Origin of the sequence: Pseudomonas syringae (genome assembly GCF_000737245.1) — a bacterium.
Lineage (GTDB): Bacteria > Pseudomonadota > Gammaproteobacteria > Pseudomonadales > Pseudomonadaceae > Aquipseudomonas > Aquipseudomonas syringae_J.
On the sequence record NZ_JPQU01000089.1, the window covers coordinates 160,864 to 186,440 of the forward strand.

Genomic DNA, 25,577 nt, shown 5'->3' on the forward strand with positions numbered 1-25,577 from the left:
ATCCATACGCAGTTCGCCCATGCGGCTACGCAAGGTGCTCAAAGGTATGCTTCCCGCCCTGGCCTATTACATATTCCAGGGGGCTGATGTCAAACACATCCATTTGCGGTGCAAGCTGCCCAAACAGTGCCAAGTCACCCGGAAAATCTTGACGAGTAAAACGAACTATATTGTCGCCTCTAAATACCAAAGTATTAAGCCGAAACGCATCGATCCTCTCCACGACTGCGGCGAATTTATCCATACAGGCGTTCAACTCACTCGCCAACCTGGGTTCGAGATCATCGGCAATTTCTTTGAACGGCCGCCCGGCACTGGGGTGATCTGCAAAGGTGCCAGGGGCGATTTTTACTTGTTCTAATTTGCTGTCCGCGAGCGGGGTCAGTTTCAATTCCCCATCTTCGCCTAACAGGTCAAAACGGAACTTTATTGAAAATTTCCAGGAGGCGACCAATCGACCCATGATGTCGCTGCCACCTGGTGGAGCGACCGTACATTCCTGCTCCGCACTGCCACTCCAATCAACCTGAAGCATTTCATCGTCAATAATGCTCAGCTGAAAATTATTCTTGTTTTCTATCTTTATTAGTGGCAGTACAAATCCGCTCAAAGCAATCTTTGCAAAGCTAGGCGAGCTGGATCTGATTGGCGGCCCTTTATACTGCCCCTGAGTAACTTCAATATCACTAACAAATTCATCCAACTCACCGTGAAGCTTATAAGAAAAGGCTGAACCTGCGGCCATGTCTTTAAGTCCTTCGGCGATAATCTTGTCCATTAAAAAACGCTGCCCCAACACAGTCGTGGAGGAATAGCCGCCTTGAGGAATCAGAAACTTTAAATCTTCGTCACTTGCAGGGTAGGTGCCGTTAGCCCCCCCTTCCATGGTGACAAATAGTAACACCTCACCTTCGCCGTAATTTTCGGCATAGGCCAGGGTCGAGCCAGGCTCCTGATGAGTTTTTATATCGAAGTATTTAACCTTGAGGAACTGGCCTTCCTGGCTTTGCATTTCATTAAGGATATAGGTGGTGATCACAGGGTCCATTGATTTGAATTTATTCAACATAAACTTCCCCCCTTCTTCGCGCTGCTTGCGAGTGGGCCCTAAATACAACAGCGGACGGTAACCCGCATGGAGGTCCAACACCACTCTTCCCCCCTCTTCAATTGAGCCGGTGGCGATCATCAGGTCAATATCTATCGTGTAGGGGATTGCCTGCAATGCGTCATACTCAGACACTTTGGTAACCGCCGCACTACCGCCTAGTTCCGTCCCAATGGTGAATTGTGAGCCACCGAGTACTCTCATTGTCAGTAATGCTTTTGAGGACGTAATAGGCGAATTTATGAATGACAGCCGTGGCGCATCCATCAGGTAGTCGTATACATATTCGAGCTCACTGTCCGTCATCGGTACTGCACCCGTGAGTTTTGGCATGTACCCATCGGTTTGGGAAAACCGCTCAATGTACTCCTGAGCCAGGATCTTATTCGCTTTAGGCCTGTCGTAGGCCACAATGGCGTTCCAACCTAGTACCGACGGTCCTAAACGCATATGAGTTAGAAGTTGCTCTACTGTGTATCTCATTTCCAGACTCCCTGACCATCTAACCCCTACTCAACAAGTGACACGCTGCTATTACTGTAAAAGTAGGAGGGGGTTTGACCGCCATCAAAACTTACGTGAACTTTCAGTGTGATGGACCTGTTCAACTTCAGTGTTCTCAGAAAAGCAAGTGACAGCCTGCTGGATACTTCCTCGGCCGCTGCCTCACCTAGTATGAATGCGCAGCGCGAAGGACGACTGGGGCAATGATATTCAGGTGATCGTTGACGAACGCGTAGATGCAGGCGACTACGAGGGAAACCGTATTGACTGTCCCGAGAATCATGTATTGGTTCATGGCGGCCATAACGACGATCCCGAGAATGGCAACGTTTACTACAGGTTCGCCACGCCATGGTATACGTGAGCATTCACTTGAACTTTAAACTGGAGTTACAAACCCGACGCTATAAACCCGGAGCCATGACAAATGAAAAAGCATAAAGAAAAATCAGACCCTGCCAGCACTCTACTCGCGTCCGGCTCTCTGACTATAAGGGACAAGGACAAAAACGCCGGTCAACTTTTTTCCCGCTCGCCGGGCACTGGCGAGTCAGTCACCTATGAATTTAGCTCGGCAAATTCCCCCTTCCCGAATGATGCCGCGCGTAGTTTACAGTTCGACGAATTCGCTTCTGCGACTTTGTTCCATTTTGCGGCCGATTCGGGCGCGACAGACAACAAGGATCAGGAGTTCTACTTTAAAGTTATTACTACCCGCAAGCGAACCTCCACAACTATCCGCCAACTGATTAATATTCTTTCTCATGCTGAAGGCACCATCATTGAACCCGGCTTGAGAATGCTGGAGTGGCACAAAAGCAGCCCTGATGCGCAAGTAATAGATCGACTATCGTCAGTGCGTATTATAGCGCCTACCTCTCCACCTACTACACTCAGCACATCTGCAATTCGAGAGCCGGGCCGACGCCTCAGGCAAGGCACGAGAAACCCACTACGCTTGCTCTCGGCAGGGGCGCCAGCGCGCCAGCAAAGTCAGCAATGGGTTCACCACTACTTACGATTACGACGACTGTGGCCGCGTGAAGAATGTCATCCAAGGCAATTTGCAAGTTGATTTCGAGTACAACGAGTTCGGCCAGTTGCAGCAAAGTACGGCCCGCCATGGAACGAAATCCTTGGTCACCGCGTTCGAATACGATTCGTTGAGCCGGGAAACCAAACGCACGACTACCCTGACCGGTAAGCCGGTCAGGACACTGAGTCAGGTCTGGTATGACGACGACCACTTGCACAGCCGCGAACAGCACGTCGGCGGACAAAGCAGCTATAAGGAAACCTTCATCTACGACCAGCGGGGTCGTCTGGAGGAATACACCTGTACCGGTAACGAATTGCCCAAAGACGCTTACGGAAACCGGATCACGTCCCAGGCATTTCGCTTCGATGCGCTGGACAACATCAAACGCTGTATCACCGAGTTTGCCGATGACCCCGACCCGGATGTCGCCGACTTCAACTATGCAGACGACGACAGTTGCCAACTGATCAAGATGACCCACAGCCATGCCAGCTATCCACAGGAGACCGAATTCAGCTACGACGCTGACGGCCATATGCTCAACGACCAGGAAGGCAGGAAGCTCAGCTACAACAGTCAAGGCCGCTTGCTTGAAGTCAAGAGCGCGACCGATCAGCCGATCATTGCCTACCGCTATAACGGCCACGACGATCTGGTCGCCGTGCAAAAAGCGACGGGCAGCGAAACCCAGCGGTTTTATCAGGGTTACAGCCTGAGCCATACGGTGCAGGAAAATACCCTGATCCAGTGCCTCTTTGATCAGGACTGCCCGGTTGGCCAGCAGCAGTACGGCGACGACAGCAAAACCTTGCTGCTGCTCACCAATGCTGCCAACAGCGTGGTGGGTGAAAGCCCCTCAGACGATGAGCTTCGCACTCGGAGCTACAGCGCTTATGGCGAACAACCGGACGACGATTTGCAAAGTCTGCTGGCATTTAACGGCGAAATGCACGAAGAAATAGGCGGTTGGTATCTGTTGGGACGTGGTTATCGGGCTTATAACCCCAGCCTGATGCGCTTCCACAGCCCGGACTCCCTCAGCCCGTTCGGCGGGGGCGGCATCAACCCTTACATGTATTGCGCAGGCAACCCCATCAGCTTCCGCGACCCGACCGGTCATATGTTTGGGAAGCCAGATCCGGAGTATGTGGACCCGCCGGAGCAGCCTGAAGGGCCGAGTGGATTCATGAAGTGGCTCGGCGTTATCGGTGGCGGTGTCGCTATCGCAGTTTCGCTATATTTCATTCCCTGGACTGTCGGCTCGGCGCTGGTAATTGGCATTGGCCTGATTGGGATTGGGGTAATGGCCGTAGGCATGGGGTACGAGGTTGCAGGCGTTATCAACAACGACGAGGAAAAGAAGGCTTTCGGAGGGATACTTCTCGGGATCGGCGGAGCAATAGCACTCATTGGGCCGGCTGTGGTCGTTAGGTTGCAGAAAGCAGCAAGCATAGCGATGACCGGAGTTGGTCCTGTAGCGGGTATGGGAGGAGCGGCTGGCAGCGCGAGAGGTTCAGTGGCGAGCTTTGGTGCTGGCAGTGCGAGAAATTCGCTAGCTGGAGGTGGAGGTGGAGGTGGAGGTGGGAGCAGGGCTAATTCGATTCAGGCAGGCGATGCAGGGGGCGGTACTGGCACTGTCGTTCGTGAGACGGCACAGATTGTTAGACGTCGTTCGAGCGCAGGCCCTTCACAACTGACTCAATCGGTGCAGGATGCGCTTGCAAACTTGAAACACGTGAATCTGCGTAGAGACATTACAAGCCCTAATTGGTCGGATAGATTAGTCATCGATGGCCCAAATTTTCACGCTAATGCTCAAGCACCTCTCCCACCGTCAACCGGCGTATACGAGACGCCGTACGGCCCCATGCATCTCGTCCAGTTCACCAGGTGGAAGGCTGCAGGTAACGTCTGACACCGCCTGTTCAATCTCAAAGATCAGCTATAGGCCTCCAACCCCGCGGGCGGTTACAATCGCCGCCCGCGCCGTTGATCAGAGCCTGGCATGCCCACCTGCTCCATCGTTCCTCTGCCCTATTGCCCCAACCCTGCCGATTACTTCAGCAGGCTCCGCCATGCGCCCGGTGCCGTGCTGCTGGACAGCGGCCGGCCGATTGCCGAGCGCGGCCGGTTCGATGTGCTCAGCGCTTGGACTTTGGAGCAATTACAGCCTGAACCTCAGGAATCTGGTGCTGCGTTTTTGACCCGCTGCCGCGCCAGCCTGGCTCGCCTGGGCAATGCGCAATTACCTGCCGGCTGTGAGCTGCCATTCGCCGGCGGGCTACTGGGCTATCTCGGCTATGACTTCGGTCGTCGTCTGGAGCCGCTTCCCAGTGGCGCTATCGATGATTTGCAGTTACCCGATGCTCGTCTTGGACTGTATGCCTGGGCGGTGATTACCGATCATCTGCTGGGCACTACGCAGTTGATGTGCCATCCCTCGGTGGACGAGATTGAACAGCAACGTTTGTTGGCATTGTTCACAGCTGAACCTGCGACCGAGCAGCCCGCCTTTCGACTGACATCCTCATTCAAAGCCGATCTCACCCCTGAAGATTACCGCGCTGCCTTCGCCCGTATTCAGTCCTATATTCAGGCAGGCGACTGTTATCAGGTGAACTTCGCCCAGCGTTTTCAGGCGGGTTTTCAAGGCGATCCATGGGCGGCCTATTGCGCGTTGCGGGAGGCCTGCCCTACTCCGTTTTCCGGCTATATGGCGCTGCCAGATGGCGCTGCGATTTTGAGTTTGTCGCCGGAACGCTTCGTCAAGGTCAGCCAGCGTCAGGTGGAAACCCGCCCCATCAAAGGCACCCGGCCCCGTGGTCGCGATAGTGCTGAAGACGCCGCCTTCGCCGCTGAACTTCTGGCCAGTCCAAAGGATCGGGCCGAGAACCTGATGATCGTTGACCTGTTGCGCAACGATCTGGGCCGCAGTTGCCGAATTGGCTCGGTGAAAGTCCCGGAGTTGTTCAGCCTGGAAAGCTACCCCAACGTGCACCATCTGGTGAGCAGCGTGACCGGCGAACTGGCGGCCGATCACGACGCTCTGGACCTGATCGCCGGCAGCTTCCCGGGTGGTTCGATCACCGGCGCACCAAAAATCCGCGCCATGCAGATCATCGACGAACTAGAACCCACCCGGCGCGCCCTGTATTGCGGCTCGCTGCTGTATCTGGATGTCCGCGGCGAAATGGACAGCTCCATCGCCATCCGTAGTCTCCTGATCAAGGACGGCACCGTTTCCTGCTGGGGCGGCGGCGGCATTGTCGCGGACTCCGAGTGCGAGGCGGAGTATCAGGAGACGTTTACCAAGGTGCGGGTTTTGCTCAACACTCTGGAACAGGTTTGAAACTCTTCCGTAGAATCTGCCGAAGGCTGCGAAAGAGGTTTGCCTGACACACCGCAATTCGCAGCCTGCGGTAGTTCAATCAATAGATGTGGCAATTGACTTGTGCTATCACACTTTTATCGCCTTGAGTCCGCCTGAGCCCGAAGTTAGTCCAATGCAGACGTGGTAGGTTTAGATCTCTGTGGTCAACTTTTCACCGGAAACCCGAAACAAATAACTCTCCTCCAGGGAATAACGCTCGACAGACTTCGGGTCAAAAAACCTGTTGACTTGGAGTCTGCCATAGGAGCATTCGCATCCAATAAAAAAAAGACGCCTGGCTCAGGCGTGCTAGAAGTTGCTACTGAATACCTCATTGACTAACCCGCTAAAAGTTTTTTACTTGACTACCCAAGGACAAGGTACCAACGTATCTCGTCCCTGCCGATATAGAAGCGGCTTGATTCAGGCTCATGGATTCAGCGCTGTGCAGATAAGTGGTGAACGTACTGAATATTGAAAAGCGTTGAAGCTCTACACCTCAAACGTGCAGATGTATACCTAGTAAAACTACTAGGTTGCCAATACTGGTGATTGAGCTAGCGTTATCAGGAACGGCTGAAATCCAAGAGTCGCCTTGCAATAGCCCCTGCTGGGCAACTAATCAGACTTAACAGTGCCCTATTGATATCCCTTGGAAAGTAAGTTATCGCCCAACTGAATAATGAGCAAGCCAATGAAACCTTTCAATGAAGACTGGATAACAAATAAAACGCTTCCGTGGCTGTTTGTCGTCACGCTGTTGAGCATGCTATGCCTGGGCCTGACGATGGCAAACGCCGAGGATAATTCAAGACCGGTGGATAAGCCCCGCGCGGCCGCAGAGATTTATCCCGCGCCTTGGCAGAATGATAAGCCAGAAGATGATCATAGCTTTGAATGTTACGGCAGCGTGCTGATTGGGAGTCGGCATTTTGGTGACGAAAAGGGTAGAACTGACTACCGCTGCGGATGGGTGAATCAGTTTGATCGCCTCGAAGTTGTTGATAAGGTGTGGTCCGGGAATCTAAAAGAATCAGAACATTTTTACGATTGCCCCCCGAACACCGTGATGACTGGGCGGCGCCATCGAGATGACGAACATGGTTCGACCGCTTATCAGTGTGCAAAAGTTATCGACTCATGGGGCAATGCTATACAGGTCGTTCCCGGCCCTCAAGTTGATGTTGGCGACTATGAGAACAGCGTTTTTGAATGTCCCGAAAATCAAGCTATTACGTATAGAGGTCACGACGGTGATACCGAGAGCGGCAATGTATTTTTCAAGTGTGGCACCTTGTGGTAATCCCTTTCATAGTGTCCATGGACAGCTCAATCGACACCCGTAGCCTGGGGGTCGAGAGTGGCGGCGGGATTGTCGCGGACTCCGAGTGCGAGGCGGAGTATCAGGAGACGTTTACCAAGGTGCGGGTGTTGCTGAGCACATTGGAAGCGCGGTAGACGAACAACCTGTGGGAACGGTGCTTGGCGGCGATAAGGGCGACACAGATATTCAGGCCCACCGAGTCCGCCTTATCGCGGGCAAGCACCGCTCCCACAGGTCCACCACCGCCTGAGGCCATACCACCAGCCAATTCCCTGAAAGATTTTGTTAACATCCGCCTCATTACGAGCGCCTAAGCGCCAACTTTAGGAAACCGCCTGATGAGCACACCTTTCGACGTCGTCGAACTTGCCGCGACCTACGCCAACAAGTCGGCACAAGACATTCTCAAACTGGCCTTCGAGCATTTCGGTGATGAGCTGTGGATTTCATTCAGTGGTGCCGAAGACGTGGTGCTGGTGGACATGGCCTGGAAACTGAACAAGAACGTCAAAGTGTTCAGCCTCGACACCGGGCGTCTGCACCCGGAGACCTATCGCTTTATCGAGCAGGTGCGTGAGCACTACAAGATCGATATCGAAATCATGAGCCCGGATCAGCAGAAGCTCGAACCTTTCGTCAAGGAAAAGGGCCTGTTCAGTTTTTACCGGGACGGCCATGGCGAATGCTGCGGCGTGCGCAAGATCGAGCCGCTACGCCGCAAGCTTTCTACAGTCAAAGCCTGGGCCACCGGCCAGCGCCGCGATCAGAGCCCCGGCACCCGCAGCCACGTAGCCGCGCTGGAAATCGATACCGCGTTTTCAACCCCCGAGCGCACGCTGTACAAATTCAACCCACTGGCGCAGATGACCAGCGAAGAAATCTGGGGCTATATCCGCATGCTGGAGCTGCCGTACAACAGCCTGCATGAGCGCGGCTTCATCAGCATCGGCTGCGAACCCTGCACCCGCCCGGTACTCCCAAACCAGCACGAACGCGAAGGCCGCTGGTGGTGGGAAGAAGCCACCCAGAAGGAATGCGGGCTGCATTCGGGGAATTTGATCGCGAAGGTTTGACAGAGGCTTCGACCGGGGACCACTGACCTGTGGGAGCGGTGCTTGCCCGCGATAAGGCTGGACGCGATTCTCCTGAAATCCGCGTCAACCTTATCGCGGGCAAGCAGCGCTCCCACAAATGACCGCCGAACCTGCTGGTGAATCAATGCACCGGCAGTTCAATGCCGTCGAACAGCTCTTCCAGTTCCTGTTTGTTATGGCACTGGATCGCCTTGGCCATGACTTCACGCGTCAGGTGCGGGGCGAATTTCTCGATGAAGTCGCACATGAACCCGCGCAGGAAGGTGCCACGACGGAAGCCGATCTTGGTGATGCTGGCTTCGAACAGATCGCTGGCATCAAGCATGACCAGATCGCTGTCGAGCTTGGGATCCACCGCCATTTTCGCCACGATGCCAACTCCCAGGCCCAGACGCACGTAAGTCTTGATCACGTCGGCGTCGGCGGCGGTAAACACCACTTTGGGTTCCAGGCCGCGATGACTGAAAGCTTCGTCCAGTTTGGAACGACCGGTGAAACCGAACACGTAAGTCACGATCGGGTATTCGGCCAGGAGCTCCAGCGTCAGCTTGGGCGCTTTGGTCAGAGGGTGACCATGAGGCACCACCACGCAGCGGTTCCAGCGGTAGCACGGCATCATGATCAGGTCGCTGAACGACTCCAGCGCTTCGGTGGCAATGGCAAAATCCACGGTGCCATCGGCGGCCATTTCTGCAATCTGCATCGGCGAGCCCTGATGCATATGCAACGACACATCCGGGTATTGCTTGATGAAATTGCTGATCACCGGCGGCAAGGCATAGCGAGCCTGAGTGTGGGTAGTGGCAATCGACAGGGTGCCTTTTTTCTCGTTGGAGAATTCCTGGGCAATCTGCTTGATGCTTTCGACCTTGCGCAGGATTTCCCCGGCGGTGGTAATGATCCGCTCACCCGCTGGCGTAACACGAGTCAGGTGCTTGCCACTACGGGCGAAAACCTCCACCCCCAATTCGTCTTCGAGCAAACGGATCTGTTTGCTGATGCCTGGCTGAGAGGTGTAAAGGCTCTGAGCCGTCGCGGAAACGTTGAGGTCGTGGTGCGCCACTTCCCAGATGTAGCGCAGTTGTTGAAGCTTCATATGTATCCCTCAAAGCAGGAAGACGCCAAGGGCATCAGCGACGGTATATAACTGGATTAATGGTTAAGACGACAAATCTAGAACTTTTTATCATCTTTAAACGATAAAGGCACGCCCGATTTCAATCCAGTTATCCGCTGGTTCGGCGCCCGCTGCGGCTGTAGCCCGGCACCATGTACACCGGCACCTGTGCCAATTGCAGTACCCGCGCCGCCGTGCGACCAATCGGAGTAGTGCTTTCGGCGTCACGGCTATGGCTGCCAACAATCAACAAGTCCACTTCCAGTTCTTCGGCCTGTTCCAGAATGACGTTGCAAGGATCACCCTGCACGACACGCACGGTACGAATCAGTGCCAGATCCTGATGACCATCACCCAGCTCCTCACGGAAACCCTCGAGGACTTTCTGCTCGATACCTTCAATGAGCGAATTCAACCCCCGACTGCGCAGATCCTTCAACGCGTCCTCACCCAGATAACTTTGCAATACCGATTCGGCAAACAACCCCATTGGCTCCACCACATGCACCACGTACAGCTCTGCCTTGAAAGTTCGAGCCAGTGCCAGCGCATGCTGCATTACATAAGGCGCGTACAGACCAAGGTCTGTGGCATAGAGCATCGAACGAATCATAAGCGACCTCCCGGACAGCCAGAATGGCGGAGATGGATTGAGCTTAGCAGCGTGCTAACGACTGCGACGGCAATTACCACCTCGCCCGCCGAGGGGGAGAATAATCAGGGTTTCAATTCGTTACTGATGCCGTGTGGCACGTGTCCCGTGGCGACTACATCTCGTGCTTTTTCGCAGTGCCCCGGTTGATCATCGAAGAACACATCGGCGGCGAAAGCTTCAAGAAAGGCTGATTTTTCAAGACCTCCCAGAAACAGTGATTCATCCAGGCGAATGTCCCACTCACGCAAGGTGCGGATCACTCGCTCATGGGCGGGTGCCGAGCGCGCCGTGACCAGCGCGGTGCGGATCGGGCAGGTCTCCTCGGGGAACTCACGCTGTAACAAATTGAGCGCCGCCAGAAAGGGCTTGAACGGCCCGCCCCGCAGTGGCTCGCGGGCCGACTCGCGCTCGCTGGCCTGAAAAGCCTCCAGCCCACCGGATTGATAAACTCGTTCGGACTCATCGGAAAACAACACCGCATCGCCGTCGAAGGCGATGCGCAATTCAGCACTGGCGGCCCGACGTGCTCCGCCGGAGAGAATCGTCGCTGCCGCGAAACCGGCGTCCAGGGCGCTACGGACATCTTCGGCATGGGTGGAGAGAAACAGATGGCAGCCAAACGCCGCCAGATACGGATAAGGACTACGACCGCCGACGAACGCCGCACGGGTGATGTCCAGCCCGTAATGCTGAATCGAATTGAACACCCGCAGCCCGGTGTCAGCACTGTTGCGCGAGACCAGTATCACCTCGACCCGCGCTTTGCTCAGGCTTGCATTCAGACTGAGGAGCTTTTCCACCAGCAGATAGGCATCCCCGGGTTCGAGAATCTCGTCCTCATGATCAATCTGGTACTTGCGATACGCCTCAACACCATCGGCGGTGTAGACCGCATGGCTCTCGCGCAGATCGAACAAGGCGCGAGAGGAGATTGCCAGTACCAGTTTGTTGCTGTGTGCCGTGGCCATGCGATCTAGTGCCCTGATATTCAGTGATTGCCGGCATCCATAAATGTCAGCGCCTGATGCAGCATACGCACCCGCACCATATCGCAGCCAGCCTGCAACGCAGCGGCCAGCGGCTCGGCGTAGATGGCCTGCAGCTCGAGGGGCCGCTGTTCCTGATAATCGAGATACATGCTTGGGCGGTAATCCGGCATGGTTTCGGTCATGGCGAACAGCGACTGGGCATAGCCGGCGGGCAACTCATGACCACAGGCCTGGGCGCCCTGCACCACCTCATTCATCAACGCCTGGATCAGTGCGCGGGTTTGCGGATCGCTCATCAGCGGCGTCGTCGTGGCACGCAACAGGGTCGACAAGCCGTTGTAGGGAATATTCCAGACAAGTTTCTGCCAGCGCGCCTGGGCCAGATTGGCCATGGCTTCGGACTCCAGCCCCGCAGCATGAAACAGCCCCGCCCCCTGTTCGACAATCGACTGGCGAATCTCATCGCTGCGGACCGGACCGCTGTGATAACCCAGATTGACCCGCCCGAAGGCCTGATGCACCACCTTGCCTGGCCCCGAGCGATACACCGAAATAAAACACAGCCCGCCCAGCAGATGCAGGGAATCGGGTAGCGCTTCACGCAGGTTGTCTTCCACTGCCAGACCGTTCTGCAACACCAGCACCTTGGCATCCGGCGCAGCCGCTTGAATGATCGCCGGGGCCAGCCCGACATTACCGGTGGACTTGGCCCCCACCAGCAGCCAGTCGCAAGGCGGCATATCGGCCGCTGAGTTGTAGGCCTTAACCGGCTTGAGCAACAAGTCGCCATAGACGGCACTCTCGATCTGCAAGCCGTCCTGCCTGACGGCGTCGAACTCACTGCGCAGCAGAAAATGCACGTCGAACCCGGCCCGAGCGAGCATCACGCCATAAAAGCCGCCAATCGCGCCGGTGCCAATAATGCCGATCCTCGGCCGTTTCAGCTCTGTACTCATATATGTCCTTCCTAACGGTCTTTGTTTCGAAAGTTTCTAAGGCAACTCATCAGCCTCGCCGGATAACGCGGCTGCCAGTGACTGACGCAGATCGCTGGCCGTCAGTGGTGCACGCAAAGTGCCGAAAAACTGCCCGTCACGCACCACAAACATTGCGGGCAGGTGGAAGACTTCGTAACGGGCTACCGCACCGCCGTTTTCTTCGGCATCAATCCAGCAAATACGCGCCAGCCCCAGGTCCATCCCCGGAAGTTTTTGCCGGGCGTAGCGACAACTGGCGCAACCGGCCCCGGTAAAAACCAGGAGCGATGTACCGGGCAGTTCTAATAGCTGATGGTCGATATCGAAGTCGCTCAGCTCAAGTTCAATCAAGTTCGGGCTCCATACGTGGGAAGCGTCCAAATCGGCCAGACTCGCACATCGCCTGCCGCTGGGCCAGTAATCGGCGTTCGCGCCAGATAAACCGGCGTTTGCCCATTGTCGAATGACGCCTTAACGCGCTAAGGTTCTGTCCCCCGTTTCGCTCAATCTTTGCCTGGCTTCGCCCCACGGGGTTCGTTGGCGGCCGGCATACGTGACTGATGAGTAGCTCGATGGCTGATTTACCGATTGACGACCTGAACGTTTCCTCCAACGAGACTCTGATCACGCCGGATCAGCTCAAGCGCGAAATCCCGCTCACCGACGCCGCACTGCACACAGTCAGCCAGGGTCGTGAAGTGGTGCGCAACATCCTCGACGGCAAGGATCATCGCCTCTTCGTGGTGATCGGGCCTTGCTCGATCCACGACATCAAGGCGGCTCACGAATACGCCGAACGCCTCAAGACCCTCGCGGCCGAAGTATCCGACACGCTGTATCTGGTGATGCGTGTCTATTTCGAGAAGCCGCGTACCACCGTGGGCTGGAAAGGCCTGATCAACGACCCGTACCTGGACGACTCCTTCAAGATCGAAGACGGCTTGCATATCGGCCGCCAATTGCTGCTGGACCTGGCTGAAATGGGCCTGCCAACCGCGACCGAAGCCCTCGACCCGATCTCGCCTCAGTATCTGCAGGACCTGATCAGTTGGTCTGCCATTGGCGCACGCACCACCGAATCCCAGACCCACCGCGAGATGGCTTCCGGCCTGTCTTCGGCCGTGGGCTTCAAGAACGGCACCGACGGCGGCCTGACGGTTGCGATCAATGCCCTGCAATCGGTTTCCAGCCCCCATCGCTTCCTGGGCATCAACCAGGAAGGCGGCGTCTCCATCGTCACCACCAAGGGCAATGCCTACGGTCACGTAGTGCTGCGCGGTGGCAACGGCAAACCCAACTATGACTCGGTGAGCGTCGCCCTGTGTGAGCAGGCGCTGACCAAGGCGAAGATCAAGCCGAACATCATGGTCGATTGCAGCCACGCCAACTCCAACAAGGATCCGGCTTTGCAGCCGCTGGTGATGGAAAACGTCGCCAACCAGATCCTGGAAGGCAACCAGTCAATCATCGGCCTCATGGTAGAGAGTCATTTGAATTGGGGCTGTCAGGCAATTCCCAAGGATCTATCCGACCTGCAATACGGTGTTTCGATCACTGATGCCTGCATCGACTGGGAAAGCACGGAAAAAACCTTGCGCAGCATGCATGCCAAGCTCAAGGACGTCCTGCCGAACCGCCAGCGCGGCTGATTGACAGCGCACACGAAAACGCCGGGCATATGCTCGGCGTTTTTGGTTGTGGCTCGGGTTACAACAAGATCAGATCTTCGCGGCCTGGCGCTGATTGCGTTCCATGTACCGCTCGACATAAGAACATGAAGGAATAACGGTGTAACCGATACTGTCGGCGTAGTCGAGCGCGTGCTCGGTCAATGCAGCCGCAATGCCTCTGCCACGCAGGGCATTGGGGACGAAGGTTCGATAGATATCCAACGTCTGCTTACCCAGATCCATATAGGTCAGGTAAGCCCGGTGACCGTCGATGTTGATTTCAAACTGGTGACCGGTCTGATCATGGTGGATGGACAACGCCTCGCTCATCACTACTCCTCGCGGGTCTTGGAATTTGACCCCTACCTTACCGATGTTTTTCCGGCGAAGGAACATCTACGCCACCCCGTGCCTGTTTTTGGACACCGAGAAGAGCTTTGCTGATCCCAACAAAAGAGCACCTGCAAATAGTAGGCGTCATTTGGGAATATGCTCAAGCGTGTCGATCGCAAAAAACCACGACCGAGCATCTGATTACACAGACAGTTGAACCGAACATTGCCAAATCATGTCGATTGAGACGCCCCCGCGAGTTGAAAGTCACTGGGGCGTGGGCTAAACATGAATAGGTTTGATGTTTGTTCATGCCGGGATGAATCCGGGATGCCCTGGATGGAGGTGTGTCGGTATTCAGGCCCGAGCAGGCGGTCGTAACGGACCGTTGGATATTTTTCATCCAAATGACATGAAAAGTAACGCGCAACACTTTCAAAGCCGGGAAAATTAGCGGCTTCTTGCGCTTGGTCAGTTTACTTACTACAAACAATGGGTACTATGTACGCCGGTCATTTTCTCATTTTCGAGAGATGACTAATTTGATAAAAGTCCTTGAAGGGGAACACGATGAACAACGTTCTGAAATTCTCTGCTCTGGCTCTGGCCGCAGTTCTGGCCACCGGTTGCAGCAGCGTATCCAAAGAAACCGAAGCTCGTCTGACAGCTACCGAAGACGCAGCAGCTCGTTCGCAAGCTCGCGCTGATGAAGCCTATCGCAAGGCTGACGAAGCTCTGGCTGCTGCTCAAAAAGCTCAGCAAACTGCTGACGAAGCCAACGAGCGCGCTCTGCGTATGTTGGACAAGGCTAGCCGCAAGTAATAATCCTTCGGGGTTATTGATTGTTGCAGCAAAAAAAGCCGACCTGGTTTCCGGGTCGGCTTTTTTATTGGGCTCTTCATGATTGTGTACATATACATTTCTGCGGTAACGGCCGCTTACGGTTCCGCTCTTACAGCGGGTCACTTTTGGCAAACAGCCCGGAATGCCGGCCCAGCCAAAAGTAACCAAAAAGTCCTTGCCCCACCACTTGGTCCCTCGCCCTGGCTCGGCATGCCCGTAATCCGACATTGAGGCGTGGTTTAACGGGGCGCCCAAGATCAAAATCAAAAGCGCACGAGGCGGCCTGATAGCCGGCCTGTGGTGTGAACTTGCCCCGCTGTCTTCGGTGTATCGATTCGGTGATCAACCCACGGCAGACACACGACCCTGCAGGAGCGCACGAGCACCGCGAGGCCGCGATGGCGGTGTATCAGACAACACGCCATCGCTGCCTCGCGATGCTGGTGAGCTCCTACGGAAAAGGCAATATCCCGAAAATAGCCGCACTCCCATGTGGGACCGGCTTTAGCCGGGAAAAGGCCAGCACACCCACTGCATCTGTATCGACCGCAATGCCGCCTTCCCGGCTAAAGCCGGTCCCACAGGTTAGCGTCGGCCAAAGTATTACACCGCATCCGTGGGAGCGAATTCATTCGCGAAGGCAATGGCACATACAACTAATAAGGCGGGGCATACACGAAGGAAAGCAGGTCGGCTGCCAGGCCGCCTCGCGCGCTTTTGATTTTGATCTTGGGCGCCCCGTTAAACCACGCTGGCCGAACGCTGAGCTTGAACCGTGGGCAACCCGGCAGGACGCCGGGTTAGCCGCGCTGGGCCAGGGATGACCCTTCGCGGCGGCCCACGGTTCAAGGTCTGCGGTCGGGTACACCGAGCCTAAGCGAGGTGCCGAGTGGTGGGGCAAGAGCGTTTTGCTTACTTTTGCGCTTCTTCTCAAAAGTGAGGCGCCGTAAGGGCGCAACCCTAAGTGGCCGTTACCGCAGCAATGGATATATACCCAAAATAACTACAGCGTTGCTTGCGAAGAATTACAACTTTCCCTCACTGCAACGGAATCTGATCCTGAACACCCGCCGTCACCGGGGTACCCGGCACCGCGATTTCCACTGGCATACCATCTTCTGCTGCGACCACATCCCGCACCAGATCCCAGTTCATGCGCAAGTTATTGGACAGATCTTCACGCTTGAGCAATGCATTGATCACCGCCGTGTGCTTGTCCACAACCGACGGATTGCCGTTGTCGTCCACCGGCGTGTGGGCTTCGAGGTAGACCTTGCCACCGCTAAGACCAAACTTGTACGGCTCGCTGATGATCCGCACCGTGGTCCCCACCGGCGCCATACCCGCCAATTCCAGCACGTTATTGTTGTACATGCGGAAGCAACCGTGGCTGGTGCGCATGCCAATGCCGAACTTCTTGTTGGAACCGTGGATCAGGTAACCGGACATACCCAGGCCGAACTTGAACGGCCCCAGAGGATTGTCCGGCCCAGCTGGCACGACGTTTGGCAACGGGTCGCCATCAGCAGCATGCTCGGCGCGAATTGAAGCCGGTGGCGTCCAGGTCGGGTTCGGGGTCTTGGCGATCACTTTGGTGACGCCGATCGGCGAGCCCCAGCCTTCACGACCCACACCCAGCGGATAGGTGTGCACCACGTTCTCACCTTTTGGGTAGTAGTACATGCGGTATTCGGCCAGGTTGATCACGATGCCTTCGCGCGGACCAGGTGGCAGCACGAAGCGCGTAGGTAACACAATCTGCGTACCCGCACCCGGTAACCATGGATCAACGCCCGGGTTGGCGGCGATCATTTCCAGATAACCCAGATCGTACTGAGTACCCAGATCGGCGAAGGTGTCTTCGTATCGGGCGGTGATCGTCTGCACTTGGCCGATGATGTCCTCACCCGGCGGCGGCAGAGGGAACTCCAGAGCGGAAACGGAGCCCGCCGCACACAGTGCAGCAAGCGACAAACAGCGGGTAACGGCTGGTATGCGCGACAACATCCGGGAAATCCTTGGGCAATACGGCAAGAAGACGAAAACGAGACAGCCAGTGTACACGCAGCCCCGCAGAACCGGGAGTCGCGCGATTGCTACTTGATGGTTCGGCCGCTTGATGAACAGCGGCCATTTCATCAAGCGTAGCTACTCCATGAACCGCAGCTCAGGCCAGATCGGCCGGGTGCCGCGCTTCTGTGCCTCGACAATCGCCCGGCACAGCGAACACAGGCGCTCATCGCGAAACACTTCCCGAGCCACCATAGACCAGCGAGGCTGGGCTGGCAGCAAAGTCCCGCACAAGGTGCGATCGATCGTGCCGCCCAGTTCGAGCTGCCGGGCCACCAGATGCACTTTTACTTCCTGGCACGCGAACAGGTCGAGCTGTTCATCAGGCTCGATCATTTGATAGGCGTGCAAGGACCAGGCAGGACGTGGCATGGGGGGCTCCGGATCGGGGGGCGCCACCTTAGCCGAAAGCCCCCCGCTAGAAAAGCCTCAAAGCAGCGGTTTTAGCGTCGGCCAGACATTTTCCAGCAACTTGCCCTGAGCGCCTGCTGCCGGGTGCAGTCCATCGGCCTGCATCAGCTCGGGTATCCCGCCCACGCCCTCGAGGAAAAACGGCACTAGCGGGACCTTTTTCTCCTTCGCCAGATCGCTGTACACCGCTTTGAAGGCATTGGTGTAGCGCGGCCCGTAGTTCGGCGGGATCTGCATGCCGAGCAAAAGCACCTTGGCGCCCGCCGCTCTGGAGCGATCAATCATCGACGCAAGGTTTTGTTGCAATTGAGCAGGCTGCTGGCCGCGCAGGCCATCGTTGCCGCCCAGCTCGAGGATGACCAGTTCCGGCTTATGCTCTGCAAGCAGCGCAGGCAGCCGCGCCTGGCCTCCGGCGCTGGTGTCGCCGCTGATCGAGGCATTGACCACCTTGTCGGTGAAACCCTCTTCTTTCATGCGCTGCTCTAGCAACGTTACCCAACCCAGACGGGTATCCAGTCCGAAAGCCGCGCTGATACTATCTCCAACGATCAGCACCGTGCCCGCCGCCGCTCCTTGTGACAGCAACAGCAGACCCAGGCCAGCACTTAAAAACCACGCACGCATCGGATTCTCCATGAGTGAAAGTATTCTCAGTGCTCTGAGCCTCAGTAAAGTGGTCCCCAGCACCGAAGGTGACCTGACCATCCTGCACGAACTCTCTCTGGAACTAAACAAGGGCGACAGTCTGGCTATCGTCGGCGCGTCCGGTTCCGGCAAATCCACCCTGCTCGGCCTGTTGGCCGGCCTGGATCTGCCAAGCGCAGGCGCCGTAGTGCTGGCAGGTCGCAATCTCAGCGAGCTGGACGAAGATCAGCGCGCCCGGGTGCGTGCCGAGCACGTGGGCTTTGTCTTCCAGTCGTTCCAGTTGCTCGACAGCCTCAATGCCCTGGAAAACGTCATGCTGCCCATGGAACTGGAAGGCCGCAAAGACGCCCGCGAACAAGCCCGGGTATTGCTTGAGCGCGTTGGTCTGGGCAAGCGCTTGACCCACACGCCCCGCCAGCTTTCCGGTGGCGAACAGCAACGGGTCGCCATTGCCCGTGCTTTCGCTGCCGACCCGGCCGTACTGTTCGCCGATGAACCCACCGGCAATCTGGACAGTCAGACCGGAGAGCGCATCAGCGACTTGCTGTTCGAACTGAACAAGGAGCGCGGCACGACTCTTGTCCTGGTCACCCACGATGAGCGTCTGGCCCATCGCTGCCGCCGCCTGATCCGTCTCGAAGGTGGCCGTCTGGTCGCCCCATTGGAGCCTTGATGGTACGCCTGCCGTTTCTCCGTCTGCTGAACCTCGCCACTCGCCAACTGCTGCGCGACGCCCGCGCCGGGGAATTGCGAGTCCTGTTCTTCGCACTCCTGGTCGCTGTCGCCGCCAGCACCGCCATCGGTTATTTCGGTGCCCGCCTCAATGGCGCGATGCTGTTGCGTGCCACTGAGTTCCTCGGTGCCGACCTGGTGATTGAAGGCTCAAGCCCGGCCAAGCCTGATCAGATCCAGGCGGGCGAAGCACTCAAGCTCGATCATGCGCAAATCGTAGTGTTCTCCACGGTGATCGCCACCGATGCTGGCATTCAGCTGTCCAGCATCAAAGCGGTAGATACGGCCTACCCCCTGCGCGGGGAATTGAAAAGCGCAGCCGACCTCTACCAGGCCGAAGAAGTGAGTCGGGGTCCGCAACCCGGCGAAGCCTGGGCTGAGTCGCGCCTGTTTCCGGCAGTCGATCTGAAAATCGGTGACAACATCGACGTCGGTTCCACAACTCTCAAGCTGACCCGGGTGCTGACTTACGAACCGGACCGTGCGGGTAATTTCTATAGCCTGACGCCACGGGTGATGATCAACCTCGCCGACCTGCAAGCCACCGGGGTCGTGCAACCGGGCAGCCGGGTCAGCTATCGGGAAATGTGGAGCGGCCCGCCCGAGGCATTGGCGGCCTATCGCAAGGCCATTGAGCCCGGCCTTGAACCTCATCAAGAGATAAAGGACGCCCGAGACGGCAGTCAGCAGATTGGTGGTGCGCTGGGTAAAGCCGAGCGTTATCTGAACATGGCCAGTCTGGTCGCAGTGCTGCTCGCGGGTGTCGCGGTGGCGCTGTCTGCGGCGCGTTTTGCCGTAAGGCGCTTTGATGCCAGCGCGCTGATGCGTTGCCTGGGGTTGTCGCGCAACGAAGCCTTGGTGTTGTTCAGCCTGCAACTGGCGATGCTGGGTTTATTGGCCAGCCTCAGCGGCGCACTGCTGGGTTGGCTGGCGCAATTGGCGCTATTTGCTCTGCTACATGACTTGCTGCCCGCAACCGTTCCGGCGGGCGGTGTACTCCCTGCTCTGGCCGGGATCGGCACCGGACTGGTGGCTCTGGCCGGTTTTGCCCTGCCACCGCTGGCCGCTTTGGGCCGGGTGCCGCCGTTGCGAGTGCTACGCCGGGACATGCTGCCAATTCCAGCCAGCTCCTGGCTGGTCTACGGGGCTGCCCTGCTCGCGCTTGGCTTGATCATGTGGCGCTTGAGTCTGGATCTGGTGCTGACCTTCGCCCTGCTCGGCGGCGGCGTAATTGCTGCACTGGTGCTCGGCGGCCTGTTGCTGCTGACCCTGAAAAGCCTGCGCCGTCTGTTGGCCGGAGCGTCCTTGCCATGGCGTCTGGGGCTGGGTCAGCTGCTGCGTTATCCATTGGCAGCTGCCGGGCAATCCCTGGCATTTGGTTTGATTCTGCTGTCCATGGGCTTGATCGCTCTGCTGCGCGGGGAACTGCTGGACACCTGGCAAAATCAGCTGCCCAAGGATGCGCCCAACTATTTTGTGCTCAACGTGCTGCCAGATCAGAAGGACGCCTTCGCGCAACAGATCAGCAAACTCTCGCCACACGCCGCGCCGCTCTATCCGGTGGTGCCTGGCCGCTTGATGAACATCAACGATGAGCCGGTGAACAACTTCGTCACCAAAGATTCGCGCGGCGAAAACGCGACCCGCCGCGATCTGAACCTGACCTGGGCCGCCAACCTGCCGGAAGGCAACACCCTGACTGCTGGCAACTGGTGGTCAACCGACGGAGAAACCAGCGCGGTGCCGGGGGTTTCGATAGAAACCAAACTGGCGGAAAGTCTGCAGATCAAGCTGGGTGACAAGTTGAGCTTCACCGTGGGTGGCCTGAGTCGCGATGCAGTGGTTACCAGCCTGCGGGACGTCAACTGGGACACCTTCCAGCCCAACTTCTTCATCATCTTTCAGCCTGGCACCCTGCAGGATTTACCGACCACCTATATGACCAGCTTCTATCTGCCAGCTGGCAACGACAAACAGATCGTCGAGCTGTCACGGGCATTCCCGGCGATCAGCCTTCTGGGCGTCGAAGCGTTACTGGCCCAAGTGCGCAGCATCCTCGATCAGGTGACCCTGGCGGTACAGTTTGTATTGTTGTTTGTGCTGGCGGCCGGTGTAGCGGTGCTGTTTTCCGGCTTGCAATCCACCCTCGATGAACGCATTCGGCAGGGCGCACTGGTACGCGCCCTGGGCGCCGAGCGTGCCTTGTTGATCAAGGCGCGACGCATCGAGTTTGGCCTGCTGGGCGCGGTCAGCGGCTTGTTGGCGGCACTGGGTTGCGAGCTGGTGACGTTCGCCCTGTATCGCTACGCATTCGACCTGCAATGGACACCTCACCCGTGGCTGTTGCTGCTGCCGGTGATTGGCGCCTTGCTCGTCGGTGGCGCTGGGGTTTTCGGCACTCGCCGGGCCTTGAATGTCAGCCCGCTGACGGTGCTGCGTGATGGCTGATAAACTGCGCGGCTCAGTCATTGATATCGATCATTCATGAGCCGCTACCGCCCTCCCCGCACCGCTGGCACCGCGCTGATTACCCCCGAAGGTGAGGCGCGGATGCGGGCTGAGCTGCACGAGCTGTGGCATGTTCGGCGTCCGCAGGTCACGCAGTCGGTCAGCGAGGCGGCTGCTCAAGGTGATCGCTCGGAAAACGCCGAATATACCTATGGCAAAAAAATGCTCAGGGAGATCGACAGTCGAGTGCGCTTCCTCACCAAGCGGCTGGAAAGCCTCAAAGTGGTGGGCGAGCATCCCAGCGATCTGAACAAGGTGTATTTCGGCGCCTGGGTAACCGTCGAGGATGAGGACGGCAAGGAGGCACGCTACCGGATCGTCGGCCCCGATGAGCTGGACCTGAAGCTGAACCTGATCAGTATCGATTCACCGCTGGCCCGGGCGCTGATTGGCAAGCCGCTGGATGCTGAAGTCCGAGTGCAGACTCCAACTGGCGAACAGCTGTGTTACATCGTCGCCATCGACTACCTGTGACAACTATCCACCACCGTCACCTTTAGCAATACCTCTAACCTCTCGCAACTTTGACAGTCTGATCATAAAAACCAGACTGTCCGTCAGCGTGTGCGCAAATTTCAGCCGCGCTCAATCCTCATCAGACATGTCAAGGATGACAGTATGACCAGCACCGCAACCCCGAAGCATTACAACTGGATGGCACTGACACCGCAAATCGGAACATTGCGAATTGACGAACTTATCCTTGCCGGCACGCACAACGCAGGCATGGACAAGCAGTCACCCAATATGAGCCTGCCGCAGGAAATCACTCAAGACGTATCACCTCTGGAGCAGATCCAGAATGGCATCCGGGTGCTGGATTTAAGGGTCTCGTACTACGAAAAATACCCCCCTGGTGACCCCCGCAGGTTCCAGATTTACCATGCCACCAGCTCAGGACGCACTATTGCGATCGACATTCTTGGCGCTCTATTGGGCTTCTACAGCAAGCTTGAGCAATCGGGTGACAAAGCCAGAGAGATCGTGATTCTGGATTTTCACATGTTCAAAAACTTCACCGATGAAGCTCACCATCAGTTGGTCCGTCAGATTATTCACAGCCTTGGAGAACGGATAATCCAACATGACCTGCGTTTTCTGACGCTCGGCGAACTGTGGGCGCAGCACCCCGGCAAAAACGTGGTGATTGCCTACGATGACCCCATGACCCATTGGAAATTCTGGGACGGAGTGGATCAGTGCTGGTCCGGGGAGAACCTGATCAGCACCTCCAACCTAAAACTCTTCATGGATGAGGTGGCCGAAGGCCGAAAACCTGATTACCAGCTGCAATCCATTCAATGCGCCAAGTACGTACTGCCGTTTCATGTACCGGATGATTTCAGCGAAAAAATCAACGAATGGTTCAAGTCTGAATCAGCCCGCAGCTACATTCAGAACTTCCACATCATCAATACCGACTGGGCGCTGCGCAGCAACATTGTCGAGGACTGCATTCACGCCAATATCATAAGGGCCGGGCTGCGCCAGCGTTGCCCATTCAACCGCGAGTGATCAGCCCCTGGCGGGCGATGCGGGTCAGGTGGCGGACGACTTCTTCGACCTGGTCAGCTGCGGGAGCAAGAACCACCGCCAGATCGAACTGATTGTCCTTGAACTGCGCCAGGGACTGCGTGGGTTCCACGAACTTGATCAGGAATGCGTGGGGCCCGCCATTGCGCCGTGGGCGACCGTCCAGATAACGCAACAAAGTCGGCTGATGGGGCCCGCACAAGAGGATCTGCGGATTACGCCGGGAAAACTGGGTAGCAATAGGGGAGATGCGAATGACAGGTTGGCTCATGATGTTTTGTCTCAGCCTCAGGTTCTCCGCTGGGCAGCGGTGAGAGGCAACACCGATCCAACGCTTTAGCGGTATTTCGAAGCCGTGAGACTTCTATCGGCAAGCTTCATGCTCACCTGGCGCCCCGCAAGTAGTTGTTTAAATCGGCGCATGGGCAGCATCCTAGAGAAGCCGCCGGTTGATTGTCAAATGCCAGTAGTGGGGTTTTGTGTTGGAACAACACCTAAATCCTGTAGGAGCGAGCTCGCTCGCGATAGCGTCAGAACAGACGATGATTCATCGACAGACAAACCGAATCGCGAGCAAGGTGGAGCGCCACCCCGATCACTCCTACAGGGAAAGCATTTCATTCCGGGCGTTATGGTTGGTCAGTTACCAATCTTGCGATCCAGCGAAAACTTGCCAGCCCCTTCGATCAGGACCGCAATCACACCGCCCAAAAGCGCCAGGGCAAATTCGTAGCCGTTGTTAGCCATGAACAGGCCGTGGCTGATGTGCACCGAGAAAATCGCCACTACCAGCGTCGCCGCGAGCACCAACGCCGCAGGACGTGCCAGCAAGCCGACTACCAGGCCCAGACCGCCGAAGAATTCAGCGCTACCAGACAACAATGCCATCAGATAACCCGGGGTCAGACCGAGGCTCGCCATGTATTGACCCGTACCTTCCAGGCCGTAGCCACCGAATGCGCCGAACAGTTTCTGGCTACCGTGAGCGACAAAGATAATACCCACCAGAATCCGTACAACAGTCAGACCGAAACCTGCGCGAGTGGTGAAAACAGCTTTGATTTTTGAGTTCATGACGCTTATTCCGTGAATGAAGTGATGGCGCCATCTTAATCGACTAAGTAAATATTAATACTGCAAAAACAACAGCATAATTATCGAATTAACCGATCACTTACGCATTGTGTACTGACTTCTCGAAGCGCTTTCCAGCGAATCACGTTCACGATCAAACGCCAGGTAATACTTGTTCACGCTATTAACATAGGTCACCACGCCCATACCTGCCTGCTCCATGGCCACGCGTTCGGTCTGGAAGAACCACTGATCGGGGTTCAAGCCTCTGCGTCGGGCTTCCTGGCGCATGCCCTGAACCCGTTCAGGTCCAAGGTTATAGGCGGCCAGTGTGAAGGCCATACGTTCGCGCTCATTGAATTTTGGCCCGGCGAAAAACTTGCGACGGATCAGCGCCAGGTATTTCGCCCCGGCCTGCACATTGTTATCCGTGCTCTGAATGTTATTGACCCCAACCCGCTTCGCTGCAGAAGGGGTGATTTGCAGCAATCCAGTCGCCCCGCCACTGCCTTGGGCAGCCGGTTCCAGAGCGGATTCCTTGAAGGCCAGTGCAGCCAGGTTCAGCCAATCCATGCCTTGGGCATCGGCGTGCCTTTGTAGTGTCGGGCGCAGCTGTTCCAGACGCTGACGATCGGCACGCGCCAGCGGGTTGTGCACTCGATAAAGGTTTTTATAGGCCTTTTCGAACGCCAGATCCTGATTGGCCGGGGATTTGTAAGTCTTGAGGAAGCGATCGATGCTGGCGCGCAACACCGATGCGTCCTGGCGGACGAACCAGTTCATGTCGCTGTTGCTGCTCAGGGTCAGCGCCCGGTCAACCCGCAGCTTGGGCATGACCTTGGCCCAACGCTCGGCAATGGGCTGTTCGACGACAGTCAGATGAAAAATTTTCGCCTGAACCATTTCCAGAACATCTTCGACGGCAAGGCTCGGGTCGACCCACTCGATTTTCACCGGCGGGAGTTTTTTCAGGGCCAGACGCTGGTTCAGCTGATGCACTGCATTGTCGGCGGCGCTGCCCGTGGACAGGCTCAGGGTTTTGCCGGACAACTGCTCAATGTGCCGCAAGCCCCGCTCTCCCCTGACGCCCACCAGGACCAGCGGCACATGGCTGATGATCGGCTCGCTGGCGGCGATGCCATTAGCGTTGCGGGTATCGAGTAATTCGCCGGGCGCCACCAGATCTCCCTCGCCGCGCTGTAACGCTCCGAGCAACTGGTTCTTGGCTTTGGGCACGATTTTGAATGTCACCTGCTGGCCGTCGCGGGCGTGACCATTCAGGTATTTTTCGAAGGCCTGCAGACGATGATATTCGACGCCGATCTCTTCGCCTTTGACATCCCCGGAACTGTTGCGGCTTTGATTGACCAGCACCCGCAAGACCTTGCTACTGCGAATCGCCGCCAGATCGCGCACAGGGGTTTTATGCTCAACGGCCTGCGGACCTGCCTGTCGGGCGTGGGCCGAAAACGGTAGCAACACCAACAGCGAAACAGTGAGGTATAGCGAGGCTCGGATCATTCACTCTCCAGGGAAATGCCGGTCGAAAAGCGCAATAAAAAGAAAGAATTTCAGTAGTGC

At 56.7% G+C, this 25,577-nt stretch carries 25 protein-coding genes and 1 pseudogene; 12 read left to right on the forward strand and 14 right to left on the reverse strand.

Annotation, left to right across the window (positions count from 1 at the left end):
• Window positions 1-25: 25 nt before the first annotated feature.
• The gene (locus IV01_RS01830) at window positions 26-1,591 is read right to left on the reverse strand and encodes a hypothetical protein (RefSeq protein ID WP_032631515.1); all 1,566 of its coding nucleotides are present in this window, start codon (window positions 1,589-1,591) and stop codon (window positions 26-28) included.
• A 448-nt stretch (window positions 1,592-2,039) separates the two neighbouring features.
• Here IV01_RS01830 and IV01_RS26785 point away from each other — a divergent pair, with 448 nt between their 5' ends.
• The 5 genes and pseudogenes from IV01_RS26785 to IV01_RS26530 all read left to right on the forward strand — a co-directional run.
• Window positions 2,040-2,687, forward strand: a complete 648-nt coding sequence (locus IV01_RS26785) for a hypothetical protein (protein WP_154232282.1) — start codon at window positions 2,040-2,042, stop codon at window positions 2,685-2,687.
• A complete protein-coding gene (locus tag IV01_RS01815; protein ID WP_154232283.1) occupies window positions 2,653-4,566 on the forward strand; it encodes an RHS repeat-associated core domain-containing protein in 1,914 nt (637 codons plus the stop codon). Before IV01_RS26785 ends, IV01_RS01815 begins: the two co-directional genes overlap by 35 nt.
• Window positions 4,567-4,656: 90 nt before the next feature.
• A complete protein-coding gene (gene pabB, locus IV01_RS01810; protein WP_032631520.1) occupies window positions 4,657-6,000 on the forward strand; it encodes an aminodeoxychorismate synthase component I in 1,344 nt (447 codons plus the stop codon).
• Window positions 6,001-6,715: 715 nt separating this feature from the next.
• On the forward strand, window positions 6,716-7,324 hold the full coding sequence (locus IV01_RS01805; RefSeq protein ID WP_032631521.1) for a hypothetical protein: 609 nt from the start codon (window positions 6,716-6,718) through the stop codon (window positions 7,322-7,324).
• A gap of 17 nt (window positions 7,325-7,341) precedes the next feature.
• Window positions 7,342-7,479 (forward strand): annotated as a pseudogene (locus IV01_RS26530) (chorismate-binding protein); the annotation flags it as partial.
• Here IV01_RS26530 and IV01_RS27600 read toward each other — a convergent pair.
• On the reverse strand, window positions 7,425-7,637 hold the full coding sequence (locus IV01_RS27600) for a hypothetical protein (RefSeq protein ID WP_195758826.1): 213 nt from the start codon (window positions 7,635-7,637) through the stop codon (window positions 7,425-7,427). The pseudogene IV01_RS26530 and the gene IV01_RS27600 overlap by 55 nt on opposite strands.
• Window positions 7,638-7,683: 46 nt before the next feature.
• Here IV01_RS27600 and IV01_RS01800 point away from each other — a divergent pair, with 46 nt between their 5' ends.
• Window positions 7,684-8,418 carry a phosphoadenylyl-sulfate reductase gene (locus IV01_RS01800; protein WP_032631525.1) on the forward strand — a complete coding sequence of 245 codons (735 nt, stop codon included), beginning with the start codon at window positions 7,684-7,686 and terminating at the stop codon, window positions 8,416-8,418.
• 142 nt (window positions 8,419-8,560) lie between these two features.
• Here IV01_RS01800 and cysB read toward each other — a convergent pair whose 3' ends face one another.
• The 5 genes from cysB to IV01_RS01775 form a co-directional block, all read right to left on the reverse strand.
• The gene (gene cysB / locus IV01_RS01795) at window positions 8,561-9,535 is read right to left on the reverse strand and encodes an HTH-type transcriptional regulator CysB (RefSeq protein ID WP_032631526.1); all 975 of its coding nucleotides are present in this window, start codon (window positions 9,533-9,535) and stop codon (window positions 8,561-8,563) included.
• 130 nt (window positions 9,536-9,665) lie between these two features.
• Window positions 9,666-10,169, reverse strand: coding sequence for a universal stress protein (locus IV01_RS01790; RefSeq protein WP_032631527.1), 504 nt, complete (start codon window positions 10,167-10,169; stop codon window positions 9,666-9,668).
• A 104-nt stretch (window positions 10,170-10,273) separates the two neighbouring features.
• Window positions 10,274-11,179: a 5'-nucleotidase gene (locus IV01_RS01785; protein WP_032631529.1), complete on the reverse strand. Its 906-nt coding sequence runs from the start codon at window positions 11,177-11,179 to the stop codon at window positions 10,274-10,276.
• A 20-nt stretch (window positions 11,180-11,199) separates the two neighbouring features.
• On the reverse strand, window positions 11,200-12,156 hold the full coding sequence (locus tag IV01_RS01780) for a putative 2-dehydropantoate 2-reductase (RefSeq protein ID WP_032631530.1): 957 nt from the start codon (window positions 12,154-12,156) through the stop codon (window positions 11,200-11,202).
• 36 nt (window positions 12,157-12,192) lie between these two features.
• A complete protein-coding gene (locus IV01_RS01775) occupies window positions 12,193-12,528 on the reverse strand; it encodes a thioredoxin family protein (RefSeq protein ID WP_050508005.1) in 336 nt (111 codons plus the stop codon).
• A gap of 221 nt (window positions 12,529-12,749) precedes the next feature.
• On the opposite strand from IV01_RS01775, the gene IV01_RS01770 reads away from it, so the two are divergent.
• Window positions 12,750-13,826: a 3-deoxy-7-phosphoheptulonate synthase gene (locus IV01_RS01770; RefSeq protein WP_032631533.1), complete on the forward strand. Its 1,077-nt coding sequence runs from the start codon at window positions 12,750-12,752 to the stop codon at window positions 13,824-13,826.
• 69 nt (window positions 13,827-13,895) lie between these two features.
• On the opposite strand, the gene IV01_RS01765 is transcribed toward IV01_RS01770, so the two are convergent.
• Entirely contained in the window at window positions 13,896-14,177 is a 282-nt protein-coding gene (locus tag IV01_RS01765) for a GNAT family N-acetyltransferase (protein WP_032631534.1), read from the reverse strand.
• 573 nt (window positions 14,178-14,750) lie between these two features.
• On the opposite strand from IV01_RS01765, the gene oprI reads away from it, so the two are divergent.
• Window positions 14,751-15,002, forward strand: coding sequence for an outer membrane lipoprotei OprI (gene oprI / locus IV01_RS01760; protein WP_002553018.1), 252 nt, complete (start codon window positions 14,751-14,753; stop codon window positions 15,000-15,002).
• Between the two features lie 1,059 nt (window positions 15,003-16,061).
• Here the strand turns inward: oprI and IV01_RS01755 are convergent.
• The 3 genes from IV01_RS01755 to IV01_RS01745 all read right to left on the reverse strand — a co-directional run bounded on the left by IV01_RS01755 (window position 16,062) and on the right by IV01_RS01745 (window position 18,128).
• Window positions 16,062-17,030: a L,D-transpeptidase family protein gene (locus IV01_RS01755; RefSeq protein WP_032631536.1), complete on the reverse strand. Its 969-nt coding sequence runs from the start codon at window positions 17,028-17,030 to the stop codon at window positions 16,062-16,064.
• 141 nt (window positions 17,031-17,171) lie between these two features.
• The gene (locus IV01_RS01750) at window positions 17,172-17,465 is read right to left on the reverse strand and encodes a hypothetical protein (RefSeq protein ID WP_032631537.1); all 294 of its coding nucleotides are present in this window, start codon (window positions 17,463-17,465) and stop codon (window positions 17,172-17,174) included.
• 57 nt (window positions 17,466-17,522) lie between these two features.
• Complete coding sequence (locus tag IV01_RS01745; protein ID WP_032631539.1) at window positions 17,523-18,128, reverse strand: arylesterase; 606 nt, start codon at window positions 18,126-18,128, stop codon at window positions 17,523-17,525.
• Window positions 18,129-18,138: 10 nt separating this feature from the next.
• Between IV01_RS01745 and IV01_RS01740 the strand changes: the two genes are divergently transcribed.
• From IV01_RS01740 to IV01_RS01725, 4 genes are all read left to right on the forward strand, one after another.
• Complete coding sequence (locus IV01_RS01740) at window positions 18,139-18,822, forward strand: ABC transporter ATP-binding protein (RefSeq protein WP_032631540.1); 684 nt, start codon at window positions 18,139-18,141, stop codon at window positions 18,820-18,822.
• Window positions 18,822-21,329, forward strand: coding sequence for an ABC transporter permease (locus IV01_RS01735; protein ID WP_032631541.1), 2,508 nt, complete (start codon window positions 18,822-18,824; stop codon window positions 21,327-21,329). Before IV01_RS01740 ends, IV01_RS01735 begins: the two co-directional genes overlap by 1 nt.
• A gap of 36 nt (window positions 21,330-21,365) precedes the next feature.
• Window positions 21,366-21,863 (forward strand): transcription elongation factor GreB, encoded by a 498-nt coding sequence (gene greB / locus IV01_RS01730; protein ID WP_032631543.1) that lies wholly within the window; start codon window positions 21,366-21,368, stop codon window positions 21,861-21,863.
• Window positions 21,864-22,007: 144 nt separating this feature from the next.
• Window positions 22,008-22,904 carry a hypothetical protein gene (locus tag IV01_RS01725; protein WP_032631544.1) on the forward strand — a complete coding sequence of 299 codons (897 nt, stop codon included), beginning with the start codon at window positions 22,008-22,010 and terminating at the stop codon, window positions 22,902-22,904.
• Here the strand turns inward: IV01_RS01725 and IV01_RS01720 are convergent.
• The 3 genes from IV01_RS01720 to IV01_RS01710 all read right to left on the reverse strand — a co-directional run bounded on the left by IV01_RS01720 (window position 22,891) and on the right by IV01_RS01710 (window position 25,517).
• Complete coding sequence (locus tag IV01_RS01720; RefSeq protein WP_032631545.1) at window positions 22,891-23,193, reverse strand: hypothetical protein; 303 nt, start codon at window positions 23,191-23,193, stop codon at window positions 22,891-22,893. The two genes, IV01_RS01725 and IV01_RS01720, sit on opposite strands and share 14 nt — an antisense overlap.
• A gap of 368 nt (window positions 23,194-23,561) precedes the next feature.
• A complete protein-coding gene (locus IV01_RS01715; protein WP_032631547.1) occupies window positions 23,562-23,996 on the reverse strand; it encodes a DoxX family protein in 435 nt (144 codons plus the stop codon).
• Between the two features lie 96 nt (window positions 23,997-24,092).
• Window positions 24,093-25,517 (reverse strand): transglycosylase SLT domain-containing protein, encoded by a 1,425-nt coding sequence (locus IV01_RS01710; RefSeq protein WP_032631548.1) that lies wholly within the window; start codon window positions 25,515-25,517, stop codon window positions 24,093-24,095.
• Window positions 25,518-25,577: the final 60 nt, after the last annotated feature.